Annotated in this window: 17 protein-coding genes; 8 read left to right on the top strand and 9 right to left on the bottom strand. The window is 34.7% G+C overall.

Annotated elements, in window-relative coordinates; all coding sequences use genetic code 11:
- The first annotated feature begins 600 nt into the window (after positions 1–600).
- From OZP06_RS11275 to OZP06_RS11305, 7 genes are all read left to right on the top strand, one after another.
- Entirely contained in the window at positions 601–2076 is a 1476-nt protein-coding gene (locus tag OZP06_RS11275) for an MFS transporter (RefSeq protein WP_281323732.1), read from the top strand.
- Between the two features lie 63 nt (positions 2077–2139).
- Complete coding sequence (locus OZP06_RS11280) at positions 2140–3732, top strand: MFS transporter (protein WP_269221933.1); 1593 nt, start codon at positions 2140–2142, stop codon at positions 3730–3732.
- A gap of 119 nt (positions 3733–3851) precedes the next feature.
- Positions 3852–4901: an MFS transporter gene (locus OZP06_RS11285; protein WP_281237765.1), complete on the top strand. Its 1050-nt coding sequence runs from the start codon at positions 3852–3854 to the stop codon at positions 4899–4901.
- Between the two features lie 136 nt (positions 4902–5037).
- Positions 5038–7254, top strand: a complete 2217-nt coding sequence (locus OZP06_RS11290; RefSeq protein ID WP_281323733.1) for a molybdopterin oxidoreductase family protein — start codon at positions 5038–5040, stop codon at positions 7252–7254.
- A 16-nt stretch (positions 7255–7270) separates the two neighbouring features.
- Positions 7271–7840, top strand: coding sequence for a 4Fe-4S dicluster domain-containing protein (locus OZP06_RS11295; RefSeq protein ID WP_116763495.1), 570 nt, complete (start codon positions 7271–7273; stop codon positions 7838–7840).
- A 51-nt stretch (positions 7841–7891) separates the two neighbouring features.
- The gene (locus tag OZP06_RS11300) at positions 7892–8407 is read left to right on the top strand and encodes a Rieske (2Fe-2S) protein (RefSeq protein WP_281323734.1); all 516 of its coding nucleotides are present in this window, start codon (positions 7892–7894) and stop codon (positions 8405–8407) included.
- Positions 8408–8486: 79 nt separating this feature from the next.
- Positions 8487–8735, top strand: a complete 249-nt coding sequence (locus tag OZP06_RS11305; RefSeq protein ID WP_269221936.1) for a DUF6755 family protein — start codon at positions 8487–8489, stop codon at positions 8733–8735.
- A 378-nt stretch (positions 8736–9113) separates the two neighbouring features.
- On the opposite strand, the gene nadB is transcribed toward OZP06_RS11305, so the two are convergent.
- Together nadB and nadA are read right to left on the bottom strand one after the other, a co-directional pair.
- On the bottom strand, positions 9114–10652 hold the full coding sequence (nadB, locus tag OZP06_RS11310) for an L-aspartate oxidase (protein ID WP_269221937.1): 1539 nt from the start codon (positions 10650–10652) through the stop codon (positions 9114–9116).
- The gene (nadA, locus tag OZP06_RS11315; protein ID WP_281323735.1) at positions 10652–11581 is read right to left on the bottom strand and encodes a quinolinate synthase NadA; all 930 of its coding nucleotides are present in this window, start codon (positions 11579–11581) and stop codon (positions 10652–10654) included. Before nadA ends, nadB begins: the two co-directional genes overlap by 1 nt.
- A gap of 256 nt (positions 11582–11837) precedes the next feature.
- Between nadA and OZP06_RS11320 the strand changes: the two genes are divergently transcribed.
- Complete coding sequence (locus OZP06_RS11320) at positions 11838–13649, top strand: hypothetical protein (protein WP_281323736.1); 1812 nt, start codon at positions 11838–11840, stop codon at positions 13647–13649.
- A gap of 81 nt (positions 13650–13730) precedes the next feature.
- On the opposite strand, the gene OZP06_RS11325 is transcribed toward OZP06_RS11320, so the two are convergent.
- From OZP06_RS11325 to ric, 7 genes are all read right to left on the bottom strand, one after another.
- Positions 13731–14459 carry a hypothetical protein gene (locus OZP06_RS11325; protein WP_281323737.1) on the bottom strand — a complete coding sequence of 243 codons (729 nt, stop codon included), beginning with the start codon at positions 14457–14459 and terminating at the stop codon, positions 13731–13733.
- A gap of 168 nt (positions 14460–14627) precedes the next feature.
- Entirely contained in the window at positions 14628–15062 is a 435-nt protein-coding gene (locus tag OZP06_RS11330) for an Rrf2 family transcriptional regulator (RefSeq protein WP_269221939.1), read from the bottom strand.
- A gap of 44 nt (positions 15063–15106) precedes the next feature.
- The gene (locus OZP06_RS11335; RefSeq protein WP_281323738.1) at positions 15107–16288 is read right to left on the bottom strand and encodes a hypothetical protein; all 1182 of its coding nucleotides are present in this window, start codon (positions 16286–16288) and stop codon (positions 15107–15109) included.
- A 56-nt stretch (positions 16289–16344) separates the two neighbouring features.
- A complete protein-coding gene (locus tag OZP06_RS11340) occupies positions 16345–17064 on the bottom strand; it encodes an anaerobic ribonucleoside-triphosphate reductase activating protein (RefSeq protein ID WP_348651431.1) in 720 nt (239 codons plus the stop codon).
- Positions 17018–17185: an anaerobic ribonucleoside-triphosphate reductase gene (gene nrdD / locus OZP06_RS18035; protein WP_116763518.1), complete on the bottom strand. Its 168-nt coding sequence runs from the start codon at positions 17183–17185 to the stop codon at positions 17018–17020. Before nrdD ends, OZP06_RS11340 begins: the two co-directional genes overlap by 47 nt.
- Before the next feature lie 79 nt (positions 17186–17264).
- The gene (locus OZP06_RS11350; RefSeq protein ID WP_281323739.1) at positions 17265–19370 is read right to left on the bottom strand and encodes a ribonucleoside triphosphate reductase; all 2106 of its coding nucleotides are present in this window, start codon (positions 19368–19370) and stop codon (positions 17265–17267) included.
- 27 nt (positions 19371–19397) lie between these two features.
- Positions 19398–20129, bottom strand: a complete 732-nt coding sequence (gene ric / locus OZP06_RS11355; RefSeq protein ID WP_269221946.1) for an iron-sulfur cluster repair di-iron protein — start codon at positions 20127–20129, stop codon at positions 19398–19400.
- Between the last annotated feature and the right edge of the window lie 289 nt (positions 20130–20418).

A 20418-nucleotide genomic window follows, 5' to 3' on the forward strand; every position in this document is an offset into this window, starting at 1 on the left:
AAGGGCTAGTTTCGTTGTCGTCATTGCCCTTTTTCCTATCTGCGGTCGGGCTATTCATGCTACTTCGGTAGCTTATTTCTATCCCTCACGCACAATGTCATTAAGTTAAGCTTTGTTTTTTCTCGCCAAGACGCCAAGTTAAGAGCCATTTTTTTGCGTCTTCGCGTCTTTGCGAGAGTTATATTTTGAAAAAGCGTAGTGAGAAACCCTTAACATAATGACATTGTCCTCACGCAATGCTAAGAGTATTTATTGCAAACAAGAGGAAAATTTAAGGATTGTCATCGCTTTAGGTGTGCGCTATATTATCAATTCTAACTCTTTAGTATGTTTTTTGATAATTTATATTTTTGTTTTCTTTTAATTTATATAAAATGTTATTTGTGAGTAGTTTGCAGAATAAATTTTCGTAATAATGAAAATTTTTTAGTATTTTTAAATTTTAATTTTATTGGATTTATTTTTCTACTGATAATTATCATATTTTATTTTTTATAAGGATGTTAATTTTGCTAAAACAAATAAAAGACTTTTTTGTCCTTATTTTATTACATGTGAAATAATATAAATATTGGATCTTAAAACAGAATAATTTTATATATGAGTAATTTATATCAATCCCACAAAATATTATTTTTAAATACCTTAGCTTTTTCGGTCTGTTTTGCCTGTTGGACATTAAATGGTGTTTTAGTTACTTATTTGGTTGACCAAGGCATTTTTAATTGGACTGTAGTAGAAGTAGGTTGGCTTCTTGGGATTCCTATTTTATCAGGTTCTATTTTTAGATTGCCAATAGGTATTTTAACGGATAAATTTGGTGGGAAAATTATTTTTGCCTCCTTATTGTTACTTTGTTCGATTCCGTTGTTTTTGTTACCATTTGCCAATTCATTTTGGAGTTTTGCAGTATTGAGTTTTCTTTTCGGATTGGTAGGAACCAGTTTTGCTGTCGGAATTGGATATACCTCAGTTTGGTATCCTCAAAATTGGCAAGGTAGAGCTTTGGGGATTTTTGGTATGGGAAATGCAGGAGCAGCATTAACAACGGTTATTGCTCCTACTTTATTAAATGATTTTTCCCAAAATGATCCCGAAAATGGATGGAAAATGCTGCCCATTACCTATGCAATTGTTTTGGTAATTATGGGAATACTTTTTATTGTATTTGCCAAAAATAAAAAACCACAAGGCGATTCTAAAGATATTAGTACTCTATTAAAACCATTAAAATCAGTTCGAGTTTGGCGATTTGGAGCCTATTACTTTTTGGTGTTTGGATGTTTTGTGGCGTATTCACAATGGTTATTGCCCAATTTTATGAATGTGTATCAAACCACACTCGTTATGGGAGGAATGTTTGCAACCATGTTCAGTTTACCATCGGGAGTAATTAGAGCTTTTGGAGGGTATTTATCCGATAAATATGGTGCTCGAAAAGTGATGTATTGGGTGTTGGGATCCTCTATAGTGATTAGTTTTTTATTGATGTTCCCAAAAATGGAAATCCTCACTGCCGGTTCCGGTGTTTTGGCTGCAAAATCGGGTGTAGTAACTGAAATATCTGCATCAACCATAAAAATTGACGGTGAACCACAAACTATAAATACAAAAGAGGTGACCGAAAAAGAGGTGAAATCGATTCTTCCCGTAAAAAAATCATGGCAAGAAGTTGTTGTTCAACAAAATCAAGAGGTGAAAAAGAAAGAACTTTTGGCTAAAGGTATCACCCAAATTAAGTTTGAAGCCAATATGTGGGTTTATGCAGTATTGGTGATTCTAATCGGAATTTCTTGGGGAATCGGTAAAGCCGCTGTTTTCAAACACATTCCGGAGTATTTCCCTAATGAAGTTGGGGTAGTAGGAGGGATGGTAGGACTTATAGGAGGGTTAGGTGGCTTTGTAGGGCCAATTATCTTTGGGTATTTACTGAATTCTACCGGACTTTGGACCAGTTCTTGGATCTTTATTTTCCTGATATCATTGGGCTGTTTGCTTTGGATGCACCGTACCATTATCAAAATACTTCGGGTGAAATCACCAAATTTTACAAAAGAGATTGAAGACAATAAGTAAGACAATATAATTTGCAATAACTTGATCAAATCAATATAAAAATAATTCAAATACAGACACAATATGAAAACATGGCTAGACAAATGGGAACCGGAAAATGAAGAATTCTGGGAAAAAACAGGGAGTAAGATTGCTTGGAAAACTTTAACAATTACCACTTTATCACTAATTTTATCTTTTGCCTCCTGGTTTATGATGAGCGTAATTGCAGTCAAACTTCCGGGACTTGGATTTTCGTTTTCTAAAGACCAACTTTTTTGGTTGGTGGCTATACCTGGTTTAGCCGCTGGTTTTTTACGAATCATTCATACTTTTATATTACCCATTTTTGGCACGCGACATGTTGTGGCTTTCGCTACTTTAATAAAATTAATTCCAGTTGTTGGAATAGGTTTTGCCGTGATGGATACCAATACACCGTTTTGGGTTTTTGCTATTTTGGCTTTTACCTGTGGTTTTGGTGGGGGTGATTTCTCTTCCTACATGCCAAGTACGAGTTTGTTTTTTCCAAAAAGGCTCAAAGGGACCGCTTTGGGAATTCAAGCAGGAATTGGGAATTTTGGGGTTTCACTAGCACAGTTTATTACCCCACTTATTTTGAGTGTGAGTATTTACGGAGCCGCTTCAGTATTTACAAGCATTGATCCAAAAGAAACGCTTGCTGTTTTTCAGAATGCTAGTTTAGAAAAGCAAAAAGAAGTATTTGGAGTATTGGATGCCGATGTGCAAACCAAAATATTGGAAAATGTAAAGAAACCAGTATTGGATTCGGTTATGACAGCGACTCAATCAACCGATAATGCAGTTATTTTTGCAGCTTTGCCTTTAAAAGCAAAATCAAAAGCCATTGCAAATGCGAACCCAAAGTTGGCTGAAAAAATATTAAATAAAATTAGTCCAGATAATACCGCTGTGAAAAATAAAGAGGTATACATTCAATCTGCTGCTTTTTGGTACATCCCTTTTCTTTTGATTCTGGCTGTTATCAGTTGGTTTTATTTAAAAAGTATTCCAATGCAAGCTTCCATAAAAGAGCAAATGGATATTTTTAAAAACAAGCATACTTGGTATTGTACGATTACTTACGTAATGACTTTTGGAACTTTCGCAGGTATGTCGGCTGCATTCCCTTTGATGATTAAATTTTTATATGGTGATTTTCCAAATGCTCCAGATCCATTAGTATATGCTTTTTATGGACCACTGATTGGTTCAGCTAGTAGAATTGCTTTTGGTTTTGTGGCGGATAAAGTGGGAGGTGCAATTTTGACCACTATTACAGGTTTAGGGATTTTAACTGGAGCGATACTTTTAGTGACGCAAGGTTTGGTTGCACCAACGAGCATGGATCAATTTCCGATGTTTGTGGGAGTGATTTTAGCAATGTTCTTCTTTACGGGTGTCGGAAATGCAGGTACCTTCAGACAATATCCGATCATTTTTGCTGATAATCAACGTCAGGCTGCAGGAGTAATTGGTTGGACCGCTGCAATTGCCGCTTTTGGACCTTTTATTTTTTCTAAATTTATTGGAAATAATATTACAGCTAATGGTACTGTAAATCAGTTCTTTTATGGTTTAATTGTTTTCACTATCTTAGCTACAGTTATTAATTGGTGGTTTTACAACCGCAAAGGATGTGAGAAACCAAGTTAGTATCAATATCTGAATTGGGAGTTTATATAACGGTTATTCCAATAGCTCTTCTAGATCTTTTGGTAACTTAATAGAGCAAAAAATTAGAATTGTAACGATTTGAAAGTAATACACATAATATGAAAAACAAAACATATAATACGAAAGCATTACTGATTGCAACTGGTCTTTCCATTTTTATGATTGGGTTAGTGTTTTTTGGTTCAAGAAATCTCCAGAATTTTGATGCGGCATTGGTAACCTATTTATTTGGAACAGTGTTTGCTTTCTTCGGAATAGTCTATCGCTATTCGGTTTGGCTGCAAAGACCACCCACATGGATCTATTTCAAACGGGGTATTACGTATTTGGTAACTGGAAAAGTGTTTTCTCATTTTTGGTTTGCCACAAAAGAAACTATAGCGAATATTGTTTTTCAGAAATTTATTTATCCTAGAGGTAAGTACCGATGGGTGGCGCATTTTATGATAGCAGTGGGATGTACTTCGGCTTTTTTGGTTACAATCCCTCTTACTTTTGGTTGGATTCATTTTGCAATGGCACCCAATACCATTTCGGTCTATGAAGCTTACTTTTTTGGATATAAAGTCATGGACTTTAAATTGGATTCTATAGTTGCATTTTTGACTTTTCATGCTTTAAACTGGTCGTCGTATTTGGTTATTTTTGGATCACTTTATTATTTGAGAAGACGTTTGACAAATCCCGGTTTAATTGCCACTCAGTCTTTTGAAGGAGATTTGTTGCCACTTATTTTATTGATTGCCATTTCAGTAACAGGATTGGGACTTACCTATTCGTATCAATTTATGAAAGGATTTGCTTTTGATTTCTTGGCAGTTTTGCACGCTGTGACGGTAATCTTATTTTTGATTTGGATTCCTTTCGGGAAGTTTTTTCATATTATTCAGCGTCCGGCACAAATTGGAGCACATATTTACAAAAAGGAAGGGATGAAGCAAGGAATGGCGGTTTGTCCTCATACAGGAGAAGCTTTTGCTACCAAGTTGCATATAAATGATTTGAAAACGGTGACGGAACAATTGGGTTTTAATTTTACGCACGATGATGGAACATCACACTTGGATTTGAGCCCTGAGGGTAAAAGATCTCGACTGGCACAAGCGCATTTAAAAGCCAGACTTGAAGGCGGAAATTTATTCGGATAAAAATAAACCGCAAAGACGTTATGTCGCAGAGAAAAAAGGTATACATCGATTAAAAATAATAAAAGCCGTAAATTAGCATTATTGCAATGAAAAATAATTGCGACTTTGCGTCTTAGCGGTAAAAAAAAATAAAAAAATGGCAAAATTACCAGTATCAGAAAAAAATATCGTGAAACATTTTGGACCCACGCTGAACTATGCGCCAAAAGACGGTTATGTAGGTAGGGATGAACCGGATGAAGCTATAAAAACACATTGTTGTTTTTGTGGAATGCAATGCGGAATCCAATTGTTAGTGAAAGAAAATAAAGTGGTAGGTTTTGAGCCTTGGATGGAGTTTCCCTTTAATGAAGGAAGATTGTGTCCGAAAGGGGTGCAACGCTACTTGCAAAATAATCATCCAGATCGTTTGATGACTCCTTTGAAAAGAGTAGAAGGGCAAGGTTTTGTACCTACATCATGGGATGAGGCGATGAGCAAAACGGTTTCGGAAATAAAAAGAATTCAAGAGAAGTATGGGAATGACGCTATGTCGATGCTATCCGGAGTTTCGTTAACCAATGAGAAAAGTTACCTCGTTGGAAAATTTGCTCGTGTGGCGCTTAAAACCAAAAACTTAGATTACAACGGTCGTTTGTGTATGGTGAGTGCAGGAGCTGGTAACAAAAAAGCATTTGGACTAGACAGGGCTTCGAATAATTATTCGGATCTCGAATATGCCGAAGTGATTATTGTGGCTGGTGCCAATATCAGTGAAACATTTCCAACGTTGACACACTGGATTTGGAAAGCCCGTGACCGAGGAGCCAAAATTATAGTAGTTGACCCAAGGATGATTCCACTTGCTAGAACTGCCGACATTCATTTGGATGTTCGTCCTGGAACTGACTCGGCCTTATATGGTGCAATGCTAAAATATTTGGTGGATCACGATATGCTGGATCATGATTTTATAGATAATTATACTTCTGGTTTTCAAGAAACGATAGATGCCGTAAAAGACTATACCCTAGAATGGGCAGAGGAAGTTACGGGAATTGATAAAAATAAAATAAGGGAAGCCGCGGAATTGTGGGGCAAAGCCAAAACGAGTTTCTTACTACATGCCCGTGGAATAGAACACCACTCAAAAGGGGTAGATAATGTTTTGGGTTGCATCAATTTGGTTTTGGCAACTGGAAGAATTGGTAGACCCTATTGTGGTTATGGAACCATTACAGGACAAGGAAACGGACAAGGAGGTAGAGAACATGGTCATAAATGCGATCAATTGCCAGGAAATAGAGATATTGAAAATCCGGAGCACCGCAAGTATATTTCGGAAGTTTGGGGGATTAATGAGAAAGATATGCCTGGAAAAGGACTATCGGCTTATGAAATTATAGAAGCAATTCATCGTGGAGAAATAAAAGGATTAATTTCTATTTGTTTCAATCCATTGGTGTCTTTGCCAAATAGCAATTATGTTCGAGAAGCGTTGGAGAAACTGGAATATTACGTTTGCATTGACTTTTTCTTGAATGAAACAGCGCGTCACGCCGATATCGTTTTGGCGGGTTCTTTGCAGGAAGAAGAAGAAGGAACAACCACATCGGCAGAGGGAAGAGTAATCCGAATTCGTCAGGCAGTAACGCCTCCGGGCGATGCGAGAACGGATACTTCGATCATTCTTGAATTAGCCAAAAGATTGGGTGTTGAAGATAAGTTTACCTATGAAAATAGTGAAGCCATTTTTAATGAATTACGAGTGGCTTCAAAAGGAGGGACAGCCGATTATAACGGAATCACTTATAAAAAGATTGAAGATAATATGGGAGTCTTTTGGCCATGTCCAACGGAAGATCATCCAGGAACACCAAGATTGTGGGAAGATAAAAAGTTTAAAACACCTGACGGGAAAGCCCATTTTAATCCAGCACCTTACAAACTTCCGGGAGAGGTTACCGATGCCGAATTTCCTGTGATATTAACGACGGGACGTGTGGTATCTCAATATTTGAGTGGAACGCAAACCCGTAGAATAGGGAAGTTGGTTGATCAGTTTCCAGAGCCATTATTAGAAATTCATCCTACTTTGGCCAAGCAATACGGAATTCAACAGAGAGAATTAATCAAGGTGTCGACACGTCGGGGAGAAGGAATTTTTCCAGCAAATATTGTTGAAACCATTCGGGAGGATACAGTTTTTATTCCATACCACTGGTCTGGAAAAAAATCAGCCAATCAATTAACACCCGGGACGTTAGATCCTATTTCAAAAATACCCGAGTTCAAAGTATGTGCTTGCCACTTGGAACCACTCAAAGAGATTGCAGCGCCTTCCAAAGAATCAACAGCTTATGCGAGTGTTTAATCTATAAAATATAAAGATGAATTATACCAGTTTCAATAAAAACGAGGAATTTTTTGTAGATATGCAACGCTGCATTGGCTGTAAAGCCTGCGAAATGGCTTGTGCCGAATGTGAAACCAATGGTCAGGAAACTTTAATTCACGTGAATTATGTCGATCGGGCTTCTACAATACAAACAACGGTTCAGGTGTGTATGCATTGTGACGATCCTGTTTGTGCTAATGTATGTCCCGCCGATGCGATATCCAAAGATGAAAACGGAATTGTGCATACCGCCAATACAGAAAGATGTATTGGTTGTTCGAATTGCGTGATGGCTTGTCCATTTGGTGTGCCCAAAAAAGAAGAATCGTATGATTTGATGATGAAATGTACCATGTGTTACGATAGAACCAGTATTGGCAAGAAACCCATGTGTGCTACAGTATGTCCTAGTGGCGCTTTGTTTTTTGGAACAAGAACTGAAATCGAAGAAATGCGTCCAAATAGCACACCAGTCAATACCTTTATATTTGGCAAAGAAATTGTAAATACCAAAGTCAATATCATGATGCCAAAAGGCAGTACGGAGTTGATTATTTATTGATTTAGTACCACTTTAAACCTTAAACCTTAAACTTTTTTACAACATAAAGAAATGTCAAAAGAAGATAATTTAAATAAAAATTGGAAGAAAGACTTTCCAATCCTCAAGCAGCAAGCCACTAATGTAAGTCGTCGTGATTTTGCTAAATTCCTTACGCTCGTTTCGGGCGGATTAATGGTAGGAAGTGGTCTTGTGGCTGCCAAAGCGTATTTACTTCCAAAAGAGGAAGTTGAAGGAGAGCATTTCGTGTGTAAAAAAGATGAAGTTCCCGTTGGTGGAACCCGTGCTTTTGTGATCGAGGGTAGTACAATACCTTATATCTTAATTCACCTCGAAAGCGGCGATTTCAAGGCGTATGAGCAAAAATGTACGCACCTCTCCTGTTCCGTTTTTTACAAACCGGGTACCGGAATCATTCATTGTCCCTGTCACGAAGGATCATTTGATGCAAAAACGGGAGATGTTTTAGCTGGGCCACCGCCAAGAGCCTTGCCAAGTCTAGAAGTGTTTTTTAAGGAAAATGATATTTACGTCAAAGCTTCTCAACACAAAGATCAAACCGTTTAATTCGTCAGTTAATAGTAGGAACATTTCTTTAAGTTTTATTCTGATCACTCAAATTCACAACCCACAACAAAAATAAGTTATGAGTACCTTTAGAACCAGTCAAAATCAAGCGAATCCCAATAAGTTGAATAACATTCTTTCGACTTTGATATTTATTTTAATATTGAATGTCACCATCCAGATTTGGTTGTTGTATGCCTCATTGAACAACGCTTTGGAAAACAACAGAGAAATTTTAATACCTGCTTTTATCGCTTCATTAATCTTATTCCTAATAGGATTTTCATGGTTGTATTATTTACCGACAGGTAATAAAAAACAACAATAATAAAGCAGTAATGGTATAAAATGTTTTGGAGACATCTTTTGGGCGTGACCACAGCTAGAAAAAAGGGCTAGTTTCGTTGTCGTCATTGCCCTTTTTCCTATCTGCGGTCGGGCTATCCATGCTACTTTGGTAGCTTATTTCTATCCCTCACGCAATGTTAAGAGTATTTATTGCAAGCGAGAGGTTTTATGTTTGCTTAGAAAATAACATCGTTAAAATTAATTCAAAAACGCGAACTAAGGTTTGGGCATGCGATTTTTATAATTATATAATTATAATTATAAAATGAGACATTTCCTTAAGAACCTAAATTTTAAACAAAAAAAATGCCTCTCAATAATTGGTTGAGAGACATTTATATATTTAGTTTTAAGCTTTTTATTTAATATCCTTTGAAGTGAATTTTACAAATCCACCGCAATTACCATTTCGGTCGATAGATTGCTGAACGATAAGGTTTCCTATGTCTATCATATTATTCAATTCATATAAATCCGTGCAAACAAGGTGGTTTTTTATTTTCTCATCAATTTCGTTTTGCAAGTTTTTCAGTGCTTCTTTGGCTTTTAATAAATCCGAATCAAATCGAACGATCCCTGCATTTTGACGCATCAGCAATTGTAATTTTGCTTTGGTTTGTGCAACGTATTCAGGTGCTATTTTTGTTTTTGATTCGATAGGCCATTTTGGAATTGCATTTTCAGTTTTTGGAGCGATAAATGGATTTTCGGCCAAGTAATGGTATATTTTATCCGAATACACTAGCGCTTCCAATAAAGAGTTTGAGGCAAGTCTATTGGCTCCATGCAAGCCTGTTCTGGAACATTCGCCACAGGCAAATAAGTTTTCTACAGAGGTTTTTCCATTGATGTCTACAACTATTCCGCCGCATAAATAATGTTGAGCAGGAACTACGGGAATCCAGTCTTTTTCAAGATCAATTCCAACTTTCATGCAATGCTTGTAAATCATCGGAAAGTGTTTTTTGAAACCTTCCATTTCAAGATGCGTACAATCCAAATAAACACATTCATCACCCGATTTTTTGAGTTCCAAATCGATACTTTGTGAAACTATATCTCTGGAAGCCAAATCTCCTCGAGAATCATAAAGGTGCATAAATAACTCCCCTTTTTTTGTTCTTAGCCGAGCTCCAAAACCACGAACGGCTTCGGATATTAAAAATTTGGATCCACCCGTGTTGTCAAATAACGCTGTTGGATGAAATTGTATAAATTCCATATCCTGAATTTTTGCATTGGCACGATATGCCATTGCAATTCCGTCTCCAGTTGCAATTATAGGGTTGGTCGTGTGGCCATATAAATGACCAATTCCGCCTGTTGCCAGTAAAGTAACATCAGATTTATAGGTGATAATTTCATTTGTTTTTTCGTCAAGGGCATATGCTCCCAAACATTTATTGTCTTTGGTAATCAATTCTAAAGCAAAATGATGATCTAGAACAGCTATGTTTTCTTTTTGCATAACTTGTTCCAAAATAGCACGCTGGATCTCATGACCCGTTTGGTCTTTGTGGTGTACGACTCTGTTTTCAGAATGGCCTCCTTCTTTGCCTAAATCAAAAGTGCCTTTTGAATTACGGTCAAATTGAGCACCCCATTCTATCAATTCTTTCAAACGTTTTGGCCCTTCGGTTATGACCATTTTTACAACTGTTTCATCGCATAATCCATCTCCACATATAAGAGTGTCTTCAATGTGTTTTTGATACGAATCTTCGGTTTTGTCGGTAACAATGGCAATACCTCCTTGTGCATATTTGGTATTTGATTCGTCAGCGTTTGCTTTAGTGATAATAGTAATGTTTTTTTCAGGAAAACGATTGGCCATTTTAAGGGCAAATGTTAAACCTGCTACTCCAGAACCTATAATTAAATAATTGGTTGTAATCATTATTTGGATAATTCGAGCATACGTTCGATTGGGATTAACGCTTTTTCTCTAATGTCATCAGGGACATTAATTTCGGGTGTTTCATTTAATAAACAGTCATATACTTTTTGAAGGGTATTCATTTTCATATATCCACATTCGCTGCAAGCACAAGTGTTGTCTTCGTTTGATGGGGCTGGAATTAATATTTTATTAGGTACTTCTTGTTTCATTTTATGCAAAATACCTGCTTCGGTTGCAACAATAAATTTGTTACTTGGATTGTTTTTTACATATTCAATCATTCCCGCAGTAGACCCTATGTAGTTTGCCGTTTTTAAGATATGCGTTTCCGATTCTGGATGGGCAATAATTTGAGCATCTGGATTTTGCTTGTAAAGTGCAACAAGTTTGTCCAGTGAAAATGCTTCGTGAACTATGCAAGAACCATCCCAAAGCAGCATCTCTCTACCGGTTTGTTCCATTACATATTTTCCTAAATTTTTATCAGGTGCAAAAATAATAGGCTTGTCTTTTGGGATAGATTCCACAATTTTGACTGCATTGGAAGAAGTAACTACAATATCAGTCAGTGCTTTTACTTCGGCTGAACAATTTACATAAGTAATTACAATATGGTCTGGGTGTGCTTCTGTGAATTTTTGAAAAGATTCTGCAGGGCATGATTCTGCTAGAGAACAGCCTGCTTTTAGGTCTGGAAGTATTACTTTTTTTGAAGGATTTAATATCTTGGCAGTTTCGGCCATGAAGTGAACTCCCGCAAATAGGATAATGTCAGCATCTACTTTCATAGCTTCTTGTGACAAACCCAAACTGTCTCCTACATAATCTGCCACATCTTGAATATCGGATTCCTGATAGTAATGCGCTAAGATTACGGCATTTTTCTCTTTTTTTAGTTCCAATATACGTTCTTTAAGACTTTTCATTTTTTAAAAACTTTAATGGTTTTTTTTAATTGAAGATTAATTGTATGCAAATATAAGGTAAAACTTTGAAGCTACATCTTTCTAAATGCGTTCTAAAAAGCTCAAAATAAATGTTTTTGTTAAATCTTTGAAATTAGGAATTTTACAACCTGCAAATCTATTCTAATATGTTTCTTAGGAGTATGACATTTATCAGCTTTTAAGCAAATTAGTATCATGACCTTTGTCTAATATATTTATTAAACCAATAAGACGCATGACAACAAAAAAACCACTTCATACTTTCCATATTCCAGTGATGGGATTGGCATATACAATTGATAGTCCAATACGAGTGGCTCAATATGGAATTTCTTCAGTAGTTTCTATTATAGATGACGATTTGATTGAAAGAATGAATGCATTTTACAGTGAAAAATTTAAAATGCCATATAATGAAATCTCTCAAAAAGTGCATGATTATCGTGCAGAAAGAGTGACTTCATATCTGAATTTGATGGATACCATCGTAAAAGAAAAATTTGAAAAATTCAAGGTAGAATTAACAGAAAGCAAGCAGGCTTTGGAGAATTATATCGCGATGTTGCCTAATAAATCGGAGATTAAAAATGGTTTGCAAAATCTAATTGACGAAGGAATCGCTTTTAAAGATACGATCAAAAATTATCTGGAAGAAAATCTTTCACCAGGTGAAATTGATGTTAATATTATGACCAAAGTTGACAAGGATAATTTTAATAAAAATGAGCAATTACCAGTTGAGTTTAATGATGCTCATGCTTCTCTTCGTGGTTTTGCCAATAGTAATTTGTCATCATCTGTTGTTCTTTCAGCGGGAATGAATCCTAGATTGTATGCTTATTTTGAAAATTTCCCAGTGTTTTATCCCGACGCAAATAATAATTTGCAAAAGAAAATTATCCTGAAAGTTAGTGACTTTAGATCAGCTATGATTCAAGGTAATTTCTTGGCCAAAAAAGGACTTTGGGTATCTGAATATCGTATAGAATCTGGCTTGAATTGTGGAGGACATGCCTTTGCAACTGATGGGTATTTACTTGGGCCAATTCTTGAAGAATTTAAACAAAAAAAGGAGCAATTAATTCAATCTGCTCATGAGTTGATGGTAAAAGCTTTGGAAATTAAGGGGCTACATGTTCCGGAATTGCCATTAGAATTGAAAATTACGGTGCAAGGTGGCGTTGGTACTGCAGAGGAACATGATTTTCTATTAGAGCAATATGATGTGGATTCTGTGGGTTGGGGTTCTCCATTTTTATTGGTTCCTGAAGCAACTTCTGTAGATCCTGACACTAGAATTTTATTGGAAAAGGCCAAAGAAGACGATTTTTATTTGAGTCATATTTCACCATTGGGTATTCCATTTAATGCGGTAAAAGGCACTACAAATGAGTATTATAAACAAAAACGTATTCAAAAAGATAATGCAGGAAGTTCATGTCCTAAAAAATTCTTGGCTTTAAGCAAAGAATACGGTCCAAAAGGAATGTGTCCAGCTTCTAGAAAATATCAAGATTTAAAATTGGATGAATTGGATGCCGCGAAGGATTCATTGACGAAAGAAGCTTTTGATAAAAAGAAAAATAGCATTACCGAAAAATCATGTCTGTGTGTAGGTTTGGCCAATGCTTCTTATCTTGAAAACCATATCGAAATTAAAGGACAATCTCAAGGAGTTGTTATTTGTCCAGGTCCAAATTTGGCTTATTTTGACAAAGAAGTTTCGCTTCTGGAGATGGTAAAACACATTTATGGGAATGCTTCTGTTCTTGGAAACAAAGAGCGTCCAAATGTTATTATCAACGAATTGAAAATGTACATGGATTATTTAAAAAATGAAATCAATGAATTTTCAGAAAGTATTACTGCTCCTCAATTAAAAAAACTAAAAGCTTTTAAGAGTAATTTGAATGAAGGGATAGATTATTATCAATCACTTTTGGCTTCAAATTCTTGGTTTGAAAAAAGTAAAGAAAAAATTGAAAATCAATTGAAACAATATAAAAAAGAACTGTTTGAACTAAATATTCCTGAATTAGTAAATTAGAAGTGGTTTAAATGACGAAAAAGGCTTAATAGAAATTGAGCCTTTTTTTTTGTTTAAAAAGTCTCAATAAATCCTTAAAAATTAATCTTTAAATAAAGTTTCGCCTTTGACTAACCAAGCAAAACCAAAGCTTTCGATGGCTAAGGTTTCCATCCAAAAAGTTAATTGAAATGTACTGAAAAAAGTTTGTGGTACTATATTAAGCGAACCTGCAAACAAAATGAGGACAGCCAAGACCATTAATATTCCGCAAGTCCTATAAATTCTGTTTCGGATGTTTTTTTTTGTACCTCTTTGTTCAGGATCTTTGTTTGATTTTGTAAATAAAAAGAAAGACATATAGGAAAGACAAATGAAGAATAAGCCCGCGGCGGTATAGTGAAGGTACATTCTGAAATCACTTTTTGGTAAAATTGTAACAGCATATTTTTTAGAAGCATCACCACATAATTCGGTTATATTACTTGTTGGGAATAAAATGACTAATAATGCAAAAACTCCTGCAAACAAGGAAATGTAGAAGTCAACTGGATTTTTTCCTTTGTATATAATTAAAAAGAATGCCAAAAGACTCAAAATAATTATAAAAATACTACTTACTCGGGTAAAGTAATAATGACTTATAGATTCTAAAGGATGGTGTAAACCACTATCGAAGTATAAGAATACATACAAAAGAATGGGCATCGACATCCCTAAAACACCAACAATTTTTCGAAGAGTCAAACTATTGGTTAGCCAAATGCTATTTTTGTCAGTGTATTCTAATTTTAAATAAGTGTTTAAATTGGATAGCTTAGATTTTGTCATGGTACTTTAAGTATATTATTCAATTTCTTAAAATGCCATGTAAATGTAAGATTACTTTTTGTTATGTCAATATAATTTATATTTTAGTCCAATATAATAGGTATAATGTCATAATATATTTTAATTGACCTATTTTTATTGTACTTCTTTGGTATATCTAATTATATGTTAATATCTTAAAAAAGTATCTCCTGTTTTTATTCCTAAAGCTAACTCTTCTAGATTTGTGTTTTCAAGCATAAATTCTAGTTCATTACGAATGGATTTGAATTTTTCATGCATAGGACAAGGATGATCTTCTGAACAATGTGTTAGTCCTAAACCGCATCCAGTAAATACTCGGTCTCCTTCTAAAGCATTAACGATTTGTGCCAATTTAATGTCTTTCATTGTTTCTCGAGGGATTTCAAAACCTCCACCAACACCTTTTATAGAGTTAATGATGTTGTCCTTGGATAATATTTGAAGAATTTTTGCTGTAAAGGCTTCTGGAGAATCAATTTTTATTGCAATATCTTTGAGTCCTACTCTTTTGTTTTGATACGATTGTGATGCGATGAATATTGTGGCTCGAATGCCATATTCGCAGGTTTTTGAAAACATAATTGGTTTTTTACAAATTTAATAAATTAGTTTTATTTTTGGTATTAATTACTATAGTTTTGAACGATTAATGGCTTAATTTTTTCCTTATAAAATAGATTGCTAATAACAAATAATAAGCCTAGAGGTAAAAAGATACTTGCTAAGAATAAAACTTGGTAATAATTAGGAATTGATCCTATTCTTAAGAATAACCATGTGCCTTGAAGAAATAAAAGAATTTCGGTTGCAACAAATCCTGATAAGAAAATTTTGACTCCCCATTTTTGAATGTTATTCTGTGAGTTTAAATAATCATTTTGTAATGCAAATCCAAATAGAAAGCCTGTTATAATTCCCAACATCATCAAGTGGATGTATCCAATGACAAAATTCCGAATTTCATGGGATACCTGTGCCAACTCGGGAACCAAAACTATTAATTGAATGATGACTTTTAAAGCGAAAGTACACAAGGCAAATCGGTAAACGGTTTTTGCTAAAGGGGAAAGTGGAGCAAAGAAAACCTTAAAATGAGGTTGAATAAGTTTAGCAAAAAGAACAAAACAAAGTAGTTGAATCATGATTCCAGCATTATTTATCCAATAAAAAATAGGATTAGTAAGTGACCAACTCACAGGTAAAGCCAACGTTAACACCGTTGCGGTAACAAATAAATTATAAAACAAATGGAATTTTTTTTCCTCTATTTTTATTCTTGACTGTTTGAAAAACAAAGCCAAAACTGCAAACAGAAACCAACCATTAAACTGAAAATGAAGAAAAAACTGAATCGCAATTTGGTAAAAGGGACTTGATTTCCCCATTAGCCCAACAGCAGGTCCAAGACACCAAACTCCCAATGTGGAGAAAATCAGAAAAAACAAAGAGGTGTGTAACATTCTTTTTTCTGGATATGTATTTGTTTTGGCATCTTTCCAAATCAAATAACAAAAATAGTAACTGCAGAATATATGTAAAGTTGAAAAGACAATGGAAGCAAAAGCATATCCTTGTGCAGGAAAATCAATCATCATTCCTACTACTGCCATTTCGGTCACCCAAAATAATCGATTGTAAATGGGTTTTTGTTGTTTTTCTTTGGGAACAAAAAAGTGAATAATCAAGCAGTACAGCATCAAATATACCCAACCCAACATGGCTACGTGAGAATGTCCATGCATTAAATACTGAAAATTGACTCCTGAAATTGGAGCAATATACATCCATCGGAGAAATAATCCCATTAGTGCCGCAATGAAAAAATTGACAAAACAAATCAAAATCCAGCTCTTTTTCATACTCATCCTCCTCTAAATTGTACTTTTATTTTTTCTGTTGAAAGATTTTCATTTTCCAATGTTTTAAATGAATGGCCTAACTTTTCTATGGTTGGTACTCCATTTGTAAAGTGCTGAATGTAATAATTACCAGTGTACCCAGCTTTTTCCAAATACAAAATCATTTGCTCTATATCTTTTTTGTTCAACAATTCGGAATGTACTGTTGTTCGTACTTCAAAAGGAATTTTACTTTGAAGTAGTATATTCAAAGATTTTTCGAATGGGCTGAAAAGTTTTGACTGTGTTATTTTTTCGAATTTTGAAGGAGTTGCTTTAAAGTCGAGTGCCACATAATCGATACTCTCTTTTTCAATAAGTTCCTTTAATACTTCGGGTTGTGAACCATTTGTGTCAATTTTAATTAAAAAGCCCATTTTTTTGACTTCACGAATAAAGGAAATACACTTTTTATGCAACAAACATTCCCCTCCGCTAAAAACGACAGCATCCAAAAGATTGATTCTTTTTTTTAAAAACCGATTGATTTCTTCAAATGAAATAATTCCTTTTCCAAAAACAATTTCGGGATTATAGCAATACAAACACCGCATATTGCAGCCTGCAAACCAAAGAATGCAAGCTGATTTATGTGGGTAATCTAGTAAAGTAAAAGGGGTTAAGCTATTTATTGGACTAGCAACACTTTCCTTCTGTAAAATGAGTTCGTTGTTTGTGTTCACCTTTTTTTCCTATATTAAAACTCTCTACGGGTCTGTGGTAACCCATAACTCTTGTGTACACCAAACACTTGGTGCGTAATTCTTGATTTTGTTCTAAAATCTGATTGGTTGTCAACTTCATGTTATATGGTTGTTTAAGGGTTTAAATTGTTTAAAAGTTTAAAGTTGTTTAAGAGTTTAAACAATCTTAAACCATTTTTTTAAATTTCAATAAATTTTGCTTTTTCTTCAATTATAATTTCATCACATTTTGGGCAATATTCATGTTCTCCATTCAAGTAACCATGAACCGGGCAAACACTAAATACAGGAGTTACGGTGATGTATGGCAATCTAAAATTGGAAATTACTTTTTTTACAAATTGTTTGCAGGCTTCTGGCGAACTTATTTTTTCACTCATGTACAAGTGCAAAACAGTGCCTCCAGTATATTTGCATTGCAATTGGTCTTGTAGTATTAAAGCTTCATAGGGATCTTGAGTAAAATCAACTGGGATTTGAGAACTGTTGGTATAATAGATATTTTCCTCTTGACCTGCTTGAATAATGTCATCATAGCGTTTTTTATCTTCTTTGGCAAATCGATAGGTTGTCCCTTCGGCAGGAGTTGCTTCAAGATTGTATAGGTTTCCAGTCTCTTCTTGAAATTCTTTCATTCTGTTTCGAATGTGATCTAGGATTCCCGAAGCAAATTCTATACCTGTTTCTGAGGTGACATTGTCTTTGTTTTTAGTGAAATTTTCAATCATTTCATTCATTCCATTCACACCAATGGTTGAAAAGTGGTTTCTGAAATGCTGCAAATAACGTTTTGTATATGGATACAATCCACGGTCATACATTTCTTGAATAAAGACTCTTTTTTTCTCCAAAGTTGATTTGGCTATGTATAAAAGCTGATCCAATTGTTCATATAAAGTGTCTTTGTTTCCTTTGTTCAAATAGCCCAATCGCGCCATATTGATTGTTACAACTCCAATACTTCCCGTCATTTCGGCACTTCCGAAAAGGCCATTTCCACGTTTTAGCAATTCACGTAAATCAAGTTGCAAACGGCAACACATACTTCGAACTGCATTGGGCTTATAAGCATTCTCATTCTCAATTTGGTTTCCATTTTCGTCTAAAACATATTGACTACCGATGAAATTCTGGAAATAAGAAGATCCTATTTTTGCCGTATTTTCAAAAAGTAAATCGGTATTTTCTCCATCCCAATCAAAAGCTTCGGTAATATTTACCGTTGGAATTGGAAAAGTAAAGGGCTGTCCATTAGCATCACCTTCAGTCATTACGGTATAATACGCTTTGTTGATCAGGTTCATTTCTTTTTGAAAATGCTCATATCTTAAATCGGTTACCTTAGAAACCCCTCTTTTTTTTGCTCTTATCAGTAGGTCTGAAGTTATACTTTCTTTAAAAATATGTTGGTCATTTTTAGTTGGAATCTGGGTTTTTAAATCGTCTGGGACAATCCAATCCAAAGTGATATTCGTAAAAGGGGATTGTCCCCAACGTGCCGGAACATTTAGGTTGTAAACAAATCCTCTTACGGCTTTTAGTACATCATCAAATCCTAAATTGTCTTTAAATACATACGGAGCAAGATAAGTGTCAAAAGAGCTAAAGGCTTGCGCTCCTGCCCATTCACTTTGCAAAATCCCAAGAAAGTTTGCCATTTGTCCCAAAGCTTCTCTAAAATGGGAAGGCGGCTTGCTCTCTACACGACCTCTTACGCCATTGAAACCCTCATTGAGAAGCACTCTCAAACTCCAACCGGCACAATATCCTGTGAGACAATCCAAATCGTGGATGTGAATATCGCCATTACGATGTGCATATCCTTCTTCTTTGGTATACACTTTATCCAACCAGTAGTTGGCTATTATTTTTCCAGCTACATTATTCACCAATCCAGCATTTGAATAGGAAGTGTTTGCATTGGCATTGATGCGCCAATCGGTTTGTTCTATATATTCTTCAATAGTTTGGGTGCTGTCTACATAAGTGGTATCATCATTTAATCCAGCTATATGCTCGCGTTGTAATTTTCTGGTATGTCTGAACAACATAAAAGAACGCATTACATCAAAATATTTTTTTTCAAATAATTTTTTTTCAATTAAATCCTGAATCTCTTCAACTGACCAAACTAATTTATTTTCCAATTGGATCGTCACGCTTTCAAAGATACTTTCGTCAACCACTACGGATACACTATTGAAACTTTTTTCGATAGCATCTTTAATTTTGAAACTTTCAAATGGCTTGTATTTTCCATTCCTTTTAATTACATAATTTTCCATAGTTGTTGATTTTAAGTGGTTATTTTTTTATAATTGTGTCGAAAAATCCTTTTCGAGCTTAGTTGCTTTTGGAAATAAAATATTGTTTTCCAAGTGTATGTGTTTGTGCAAATCCGCTTCAAATTCCTGTAACATGGCAAATGTTACTTTATACGTATTGCACGCATCAGCTGGAGGCGTATAATTATTACTTAATGCTGCTATTTTTCTAAAACGTTCTCCTTCTGCATCGTGTTCGTGCATCATCATCGCGATAGGGTTTTCTACCGTTCCAAAATGAGGTTGTTCCATCAATTCATCAGCTATTAGGGCATGAACCATTTTTTTGACAAAAGGAAATAAAATCAATTCTTCTTTTTTCATATGTTGTGCCAATTCTCCTGCACACCCTTTGAATAATTCATTTATCTCTAATAACTCTGGATGATTGGCTCCATGTACTCTGCTTAATTTATCTAAAAATTGAAGTAGAATAGGTGTTTTTTCCAAAACATAACGGTGATGCGTTTTCTCAATATAGTCCGCTAATAAATCGATGGGCCATGCATTAAAATCAATCCCCGAATCACTTTTCGCTGATAAAACTGTTTCTATTTCTTGTAATAAATCATTAGGATTTACTGCTTTTTTCTGGCAAGCTTCTTCAATGCTTCTGTTTCCATTACAGCAAAAATCAATGCCATATTTTGAAAATAAAGCGGCTGTTCTAAAGTCTTTTGCTACATATTCACCAATTGTGATTTTCTCTAAAGTTTCCATAATGTTGTATTTTATATAATTAAAATTAGAGCACAAAAATAGGTGATAATTTAATAAAAGACAAATTTATCCTTAATTAAATATATTATTTTATTATTTATGTAATTGTTTGATTACGAAAAGAATGAGATTTGGGAATCTTCTTTTTTTGATTGTATAATTTTACGACAATTTAAAAACCTAGAACATGATTTTTATCATATTCTTGACACGAGTTAAGAACATTTTGTTGTTGAAAACTTAAAAGAATTATCTTTTTATGATAAAAAGTTTTGTAATTTTTAAAGTA

The sequence above is a fragment of the Flavobacterium sp. IMCC34518 genome (assembly GCF_027111095.2).
In the GTDB taxonomy this organism is placed as follows: Bacteria; Bacteroidota; Bacteroidia; order Flavobacteriales; family Flavobacteriaceae; genus Flavobacterium; species Flavobacterium praedii.

What these genes read in the sequence shown, in the direction of transcription:
- OZP06_RS11285 (WP_281237765.1), top strand. Translation starts at nt 3,852, where the DNA reads ATGAAAAACAAAACATATAATACGAAAGCATTACTGATTGCAACTGGT.
- OZP06_RS11275 (WP_281323732.1), top strand. Translation starts at nt 601, where the DNA reads ATGAGTAATTTATATCAATCCCACAAAATATTATTTTTAAATACCTTA.
- nrdD (WP_116763518.1), bottom strand. Translation starts at nt 17,185, where the DNA reads ATGAAGTTGACAACCAATCAGATTTTAGAACAAAATCAAGAATTACGC.
- OZP06_RS11290 (WP_281323733.1), top strand. Translation starts at nt 5,038, where the DNA reads ATGGCAAAATTACCAGTATCAGAAAAAAATATCGTGAAACATTTTGGA.
- OZP06_RS11335 (WP_281323738.1), bottom strand. Translation starts at nt 16,288, where the DNA reads ATGGGATTATTTCTCCGATGGATGTATATTGCTCCAATTTCAGGAGTC.
- OZP06_RS11305 (WP_269221936.1), top strand. Translation starts at nt 8,487, where the DNA reads ATGAGTACCTTTAGAACCAGTCAAAATCAAGCGAATCCCAATAAGTTG.
- OZP06_RS11280 (WP_269221933.1), top strand. Translation starts at nt 2,140, where the DNA reads ATGAAAACATGGCTAGACAAATGGGAACCGGAAAATGAAGAATTCTGG.
- OZP06_RS11325 (WP_281323737.1), bottom strand. Translation starts at nt 14,459, where the DNA reads ATGACAAAATCTAAGCTATCCAATTTAAACACTTATTTAAAATTAGAA.
- nadB (WP_269221937.1), bottom strand. Translation starts at nt 10,652, where the DNA reads ATGATTACAACCAATTATTTAATTATAGGTTCTGGAGTAGCAGGTTTA.
- OZP06_RS11330 (WP_269221939.1), bottom strand. Translation starts at nt 15,062, where the DNA reads ATGTTTTCAAAAACCTGCGAATATGGCATTCGAGCCACAATATTCATC.
- OZP06_RS11300 (WP_281323734.1), top strand. Translation starts at nt 7,892, where the DNA reads ATGTCAAAAGAAGATAATTTAAATAAAAATTGGAAGAAAGACTTTCCA.
- OZP06_RS11295 (WP_116763495.1), top strand. Translation starts at nt 7,271, where the DNA reads ATGAATTATACCAGTTTCAATAAAAACGAGGAATTTTTTGTAGATATG.
- OZP06_RS11320 (WP_281323736.1), top strand. Translation starts at nt 11,838, where the DNA reads ATGACAACAAAAAAACCACTTCATACTTTCCATATTCCAGTGATGGGA.
- ric (WP_269221946.1), bottom strand. Translation starts at nt 20,129, where the DNA reads ATGGAAACTTTAGAGAAAATCACAATTGGTGAATATGTAGCAAAAGAC.
- nadA (WP_281323735.1), bottom strand. Translation starts at nt 11,581, where the DNA reads ATGAAAAGTCTTAAAGAACGTATATTGGAACTAAAAAAAGAGAAAAAT.
- OZP06_RS11350 (WP_281323739.1), bottom strand. Translation starts at nt 19,370, where the DNA reads ATGGAAAATTATGTAATTAAAAGGAATGGAAAATACAAGCCATTTGAA.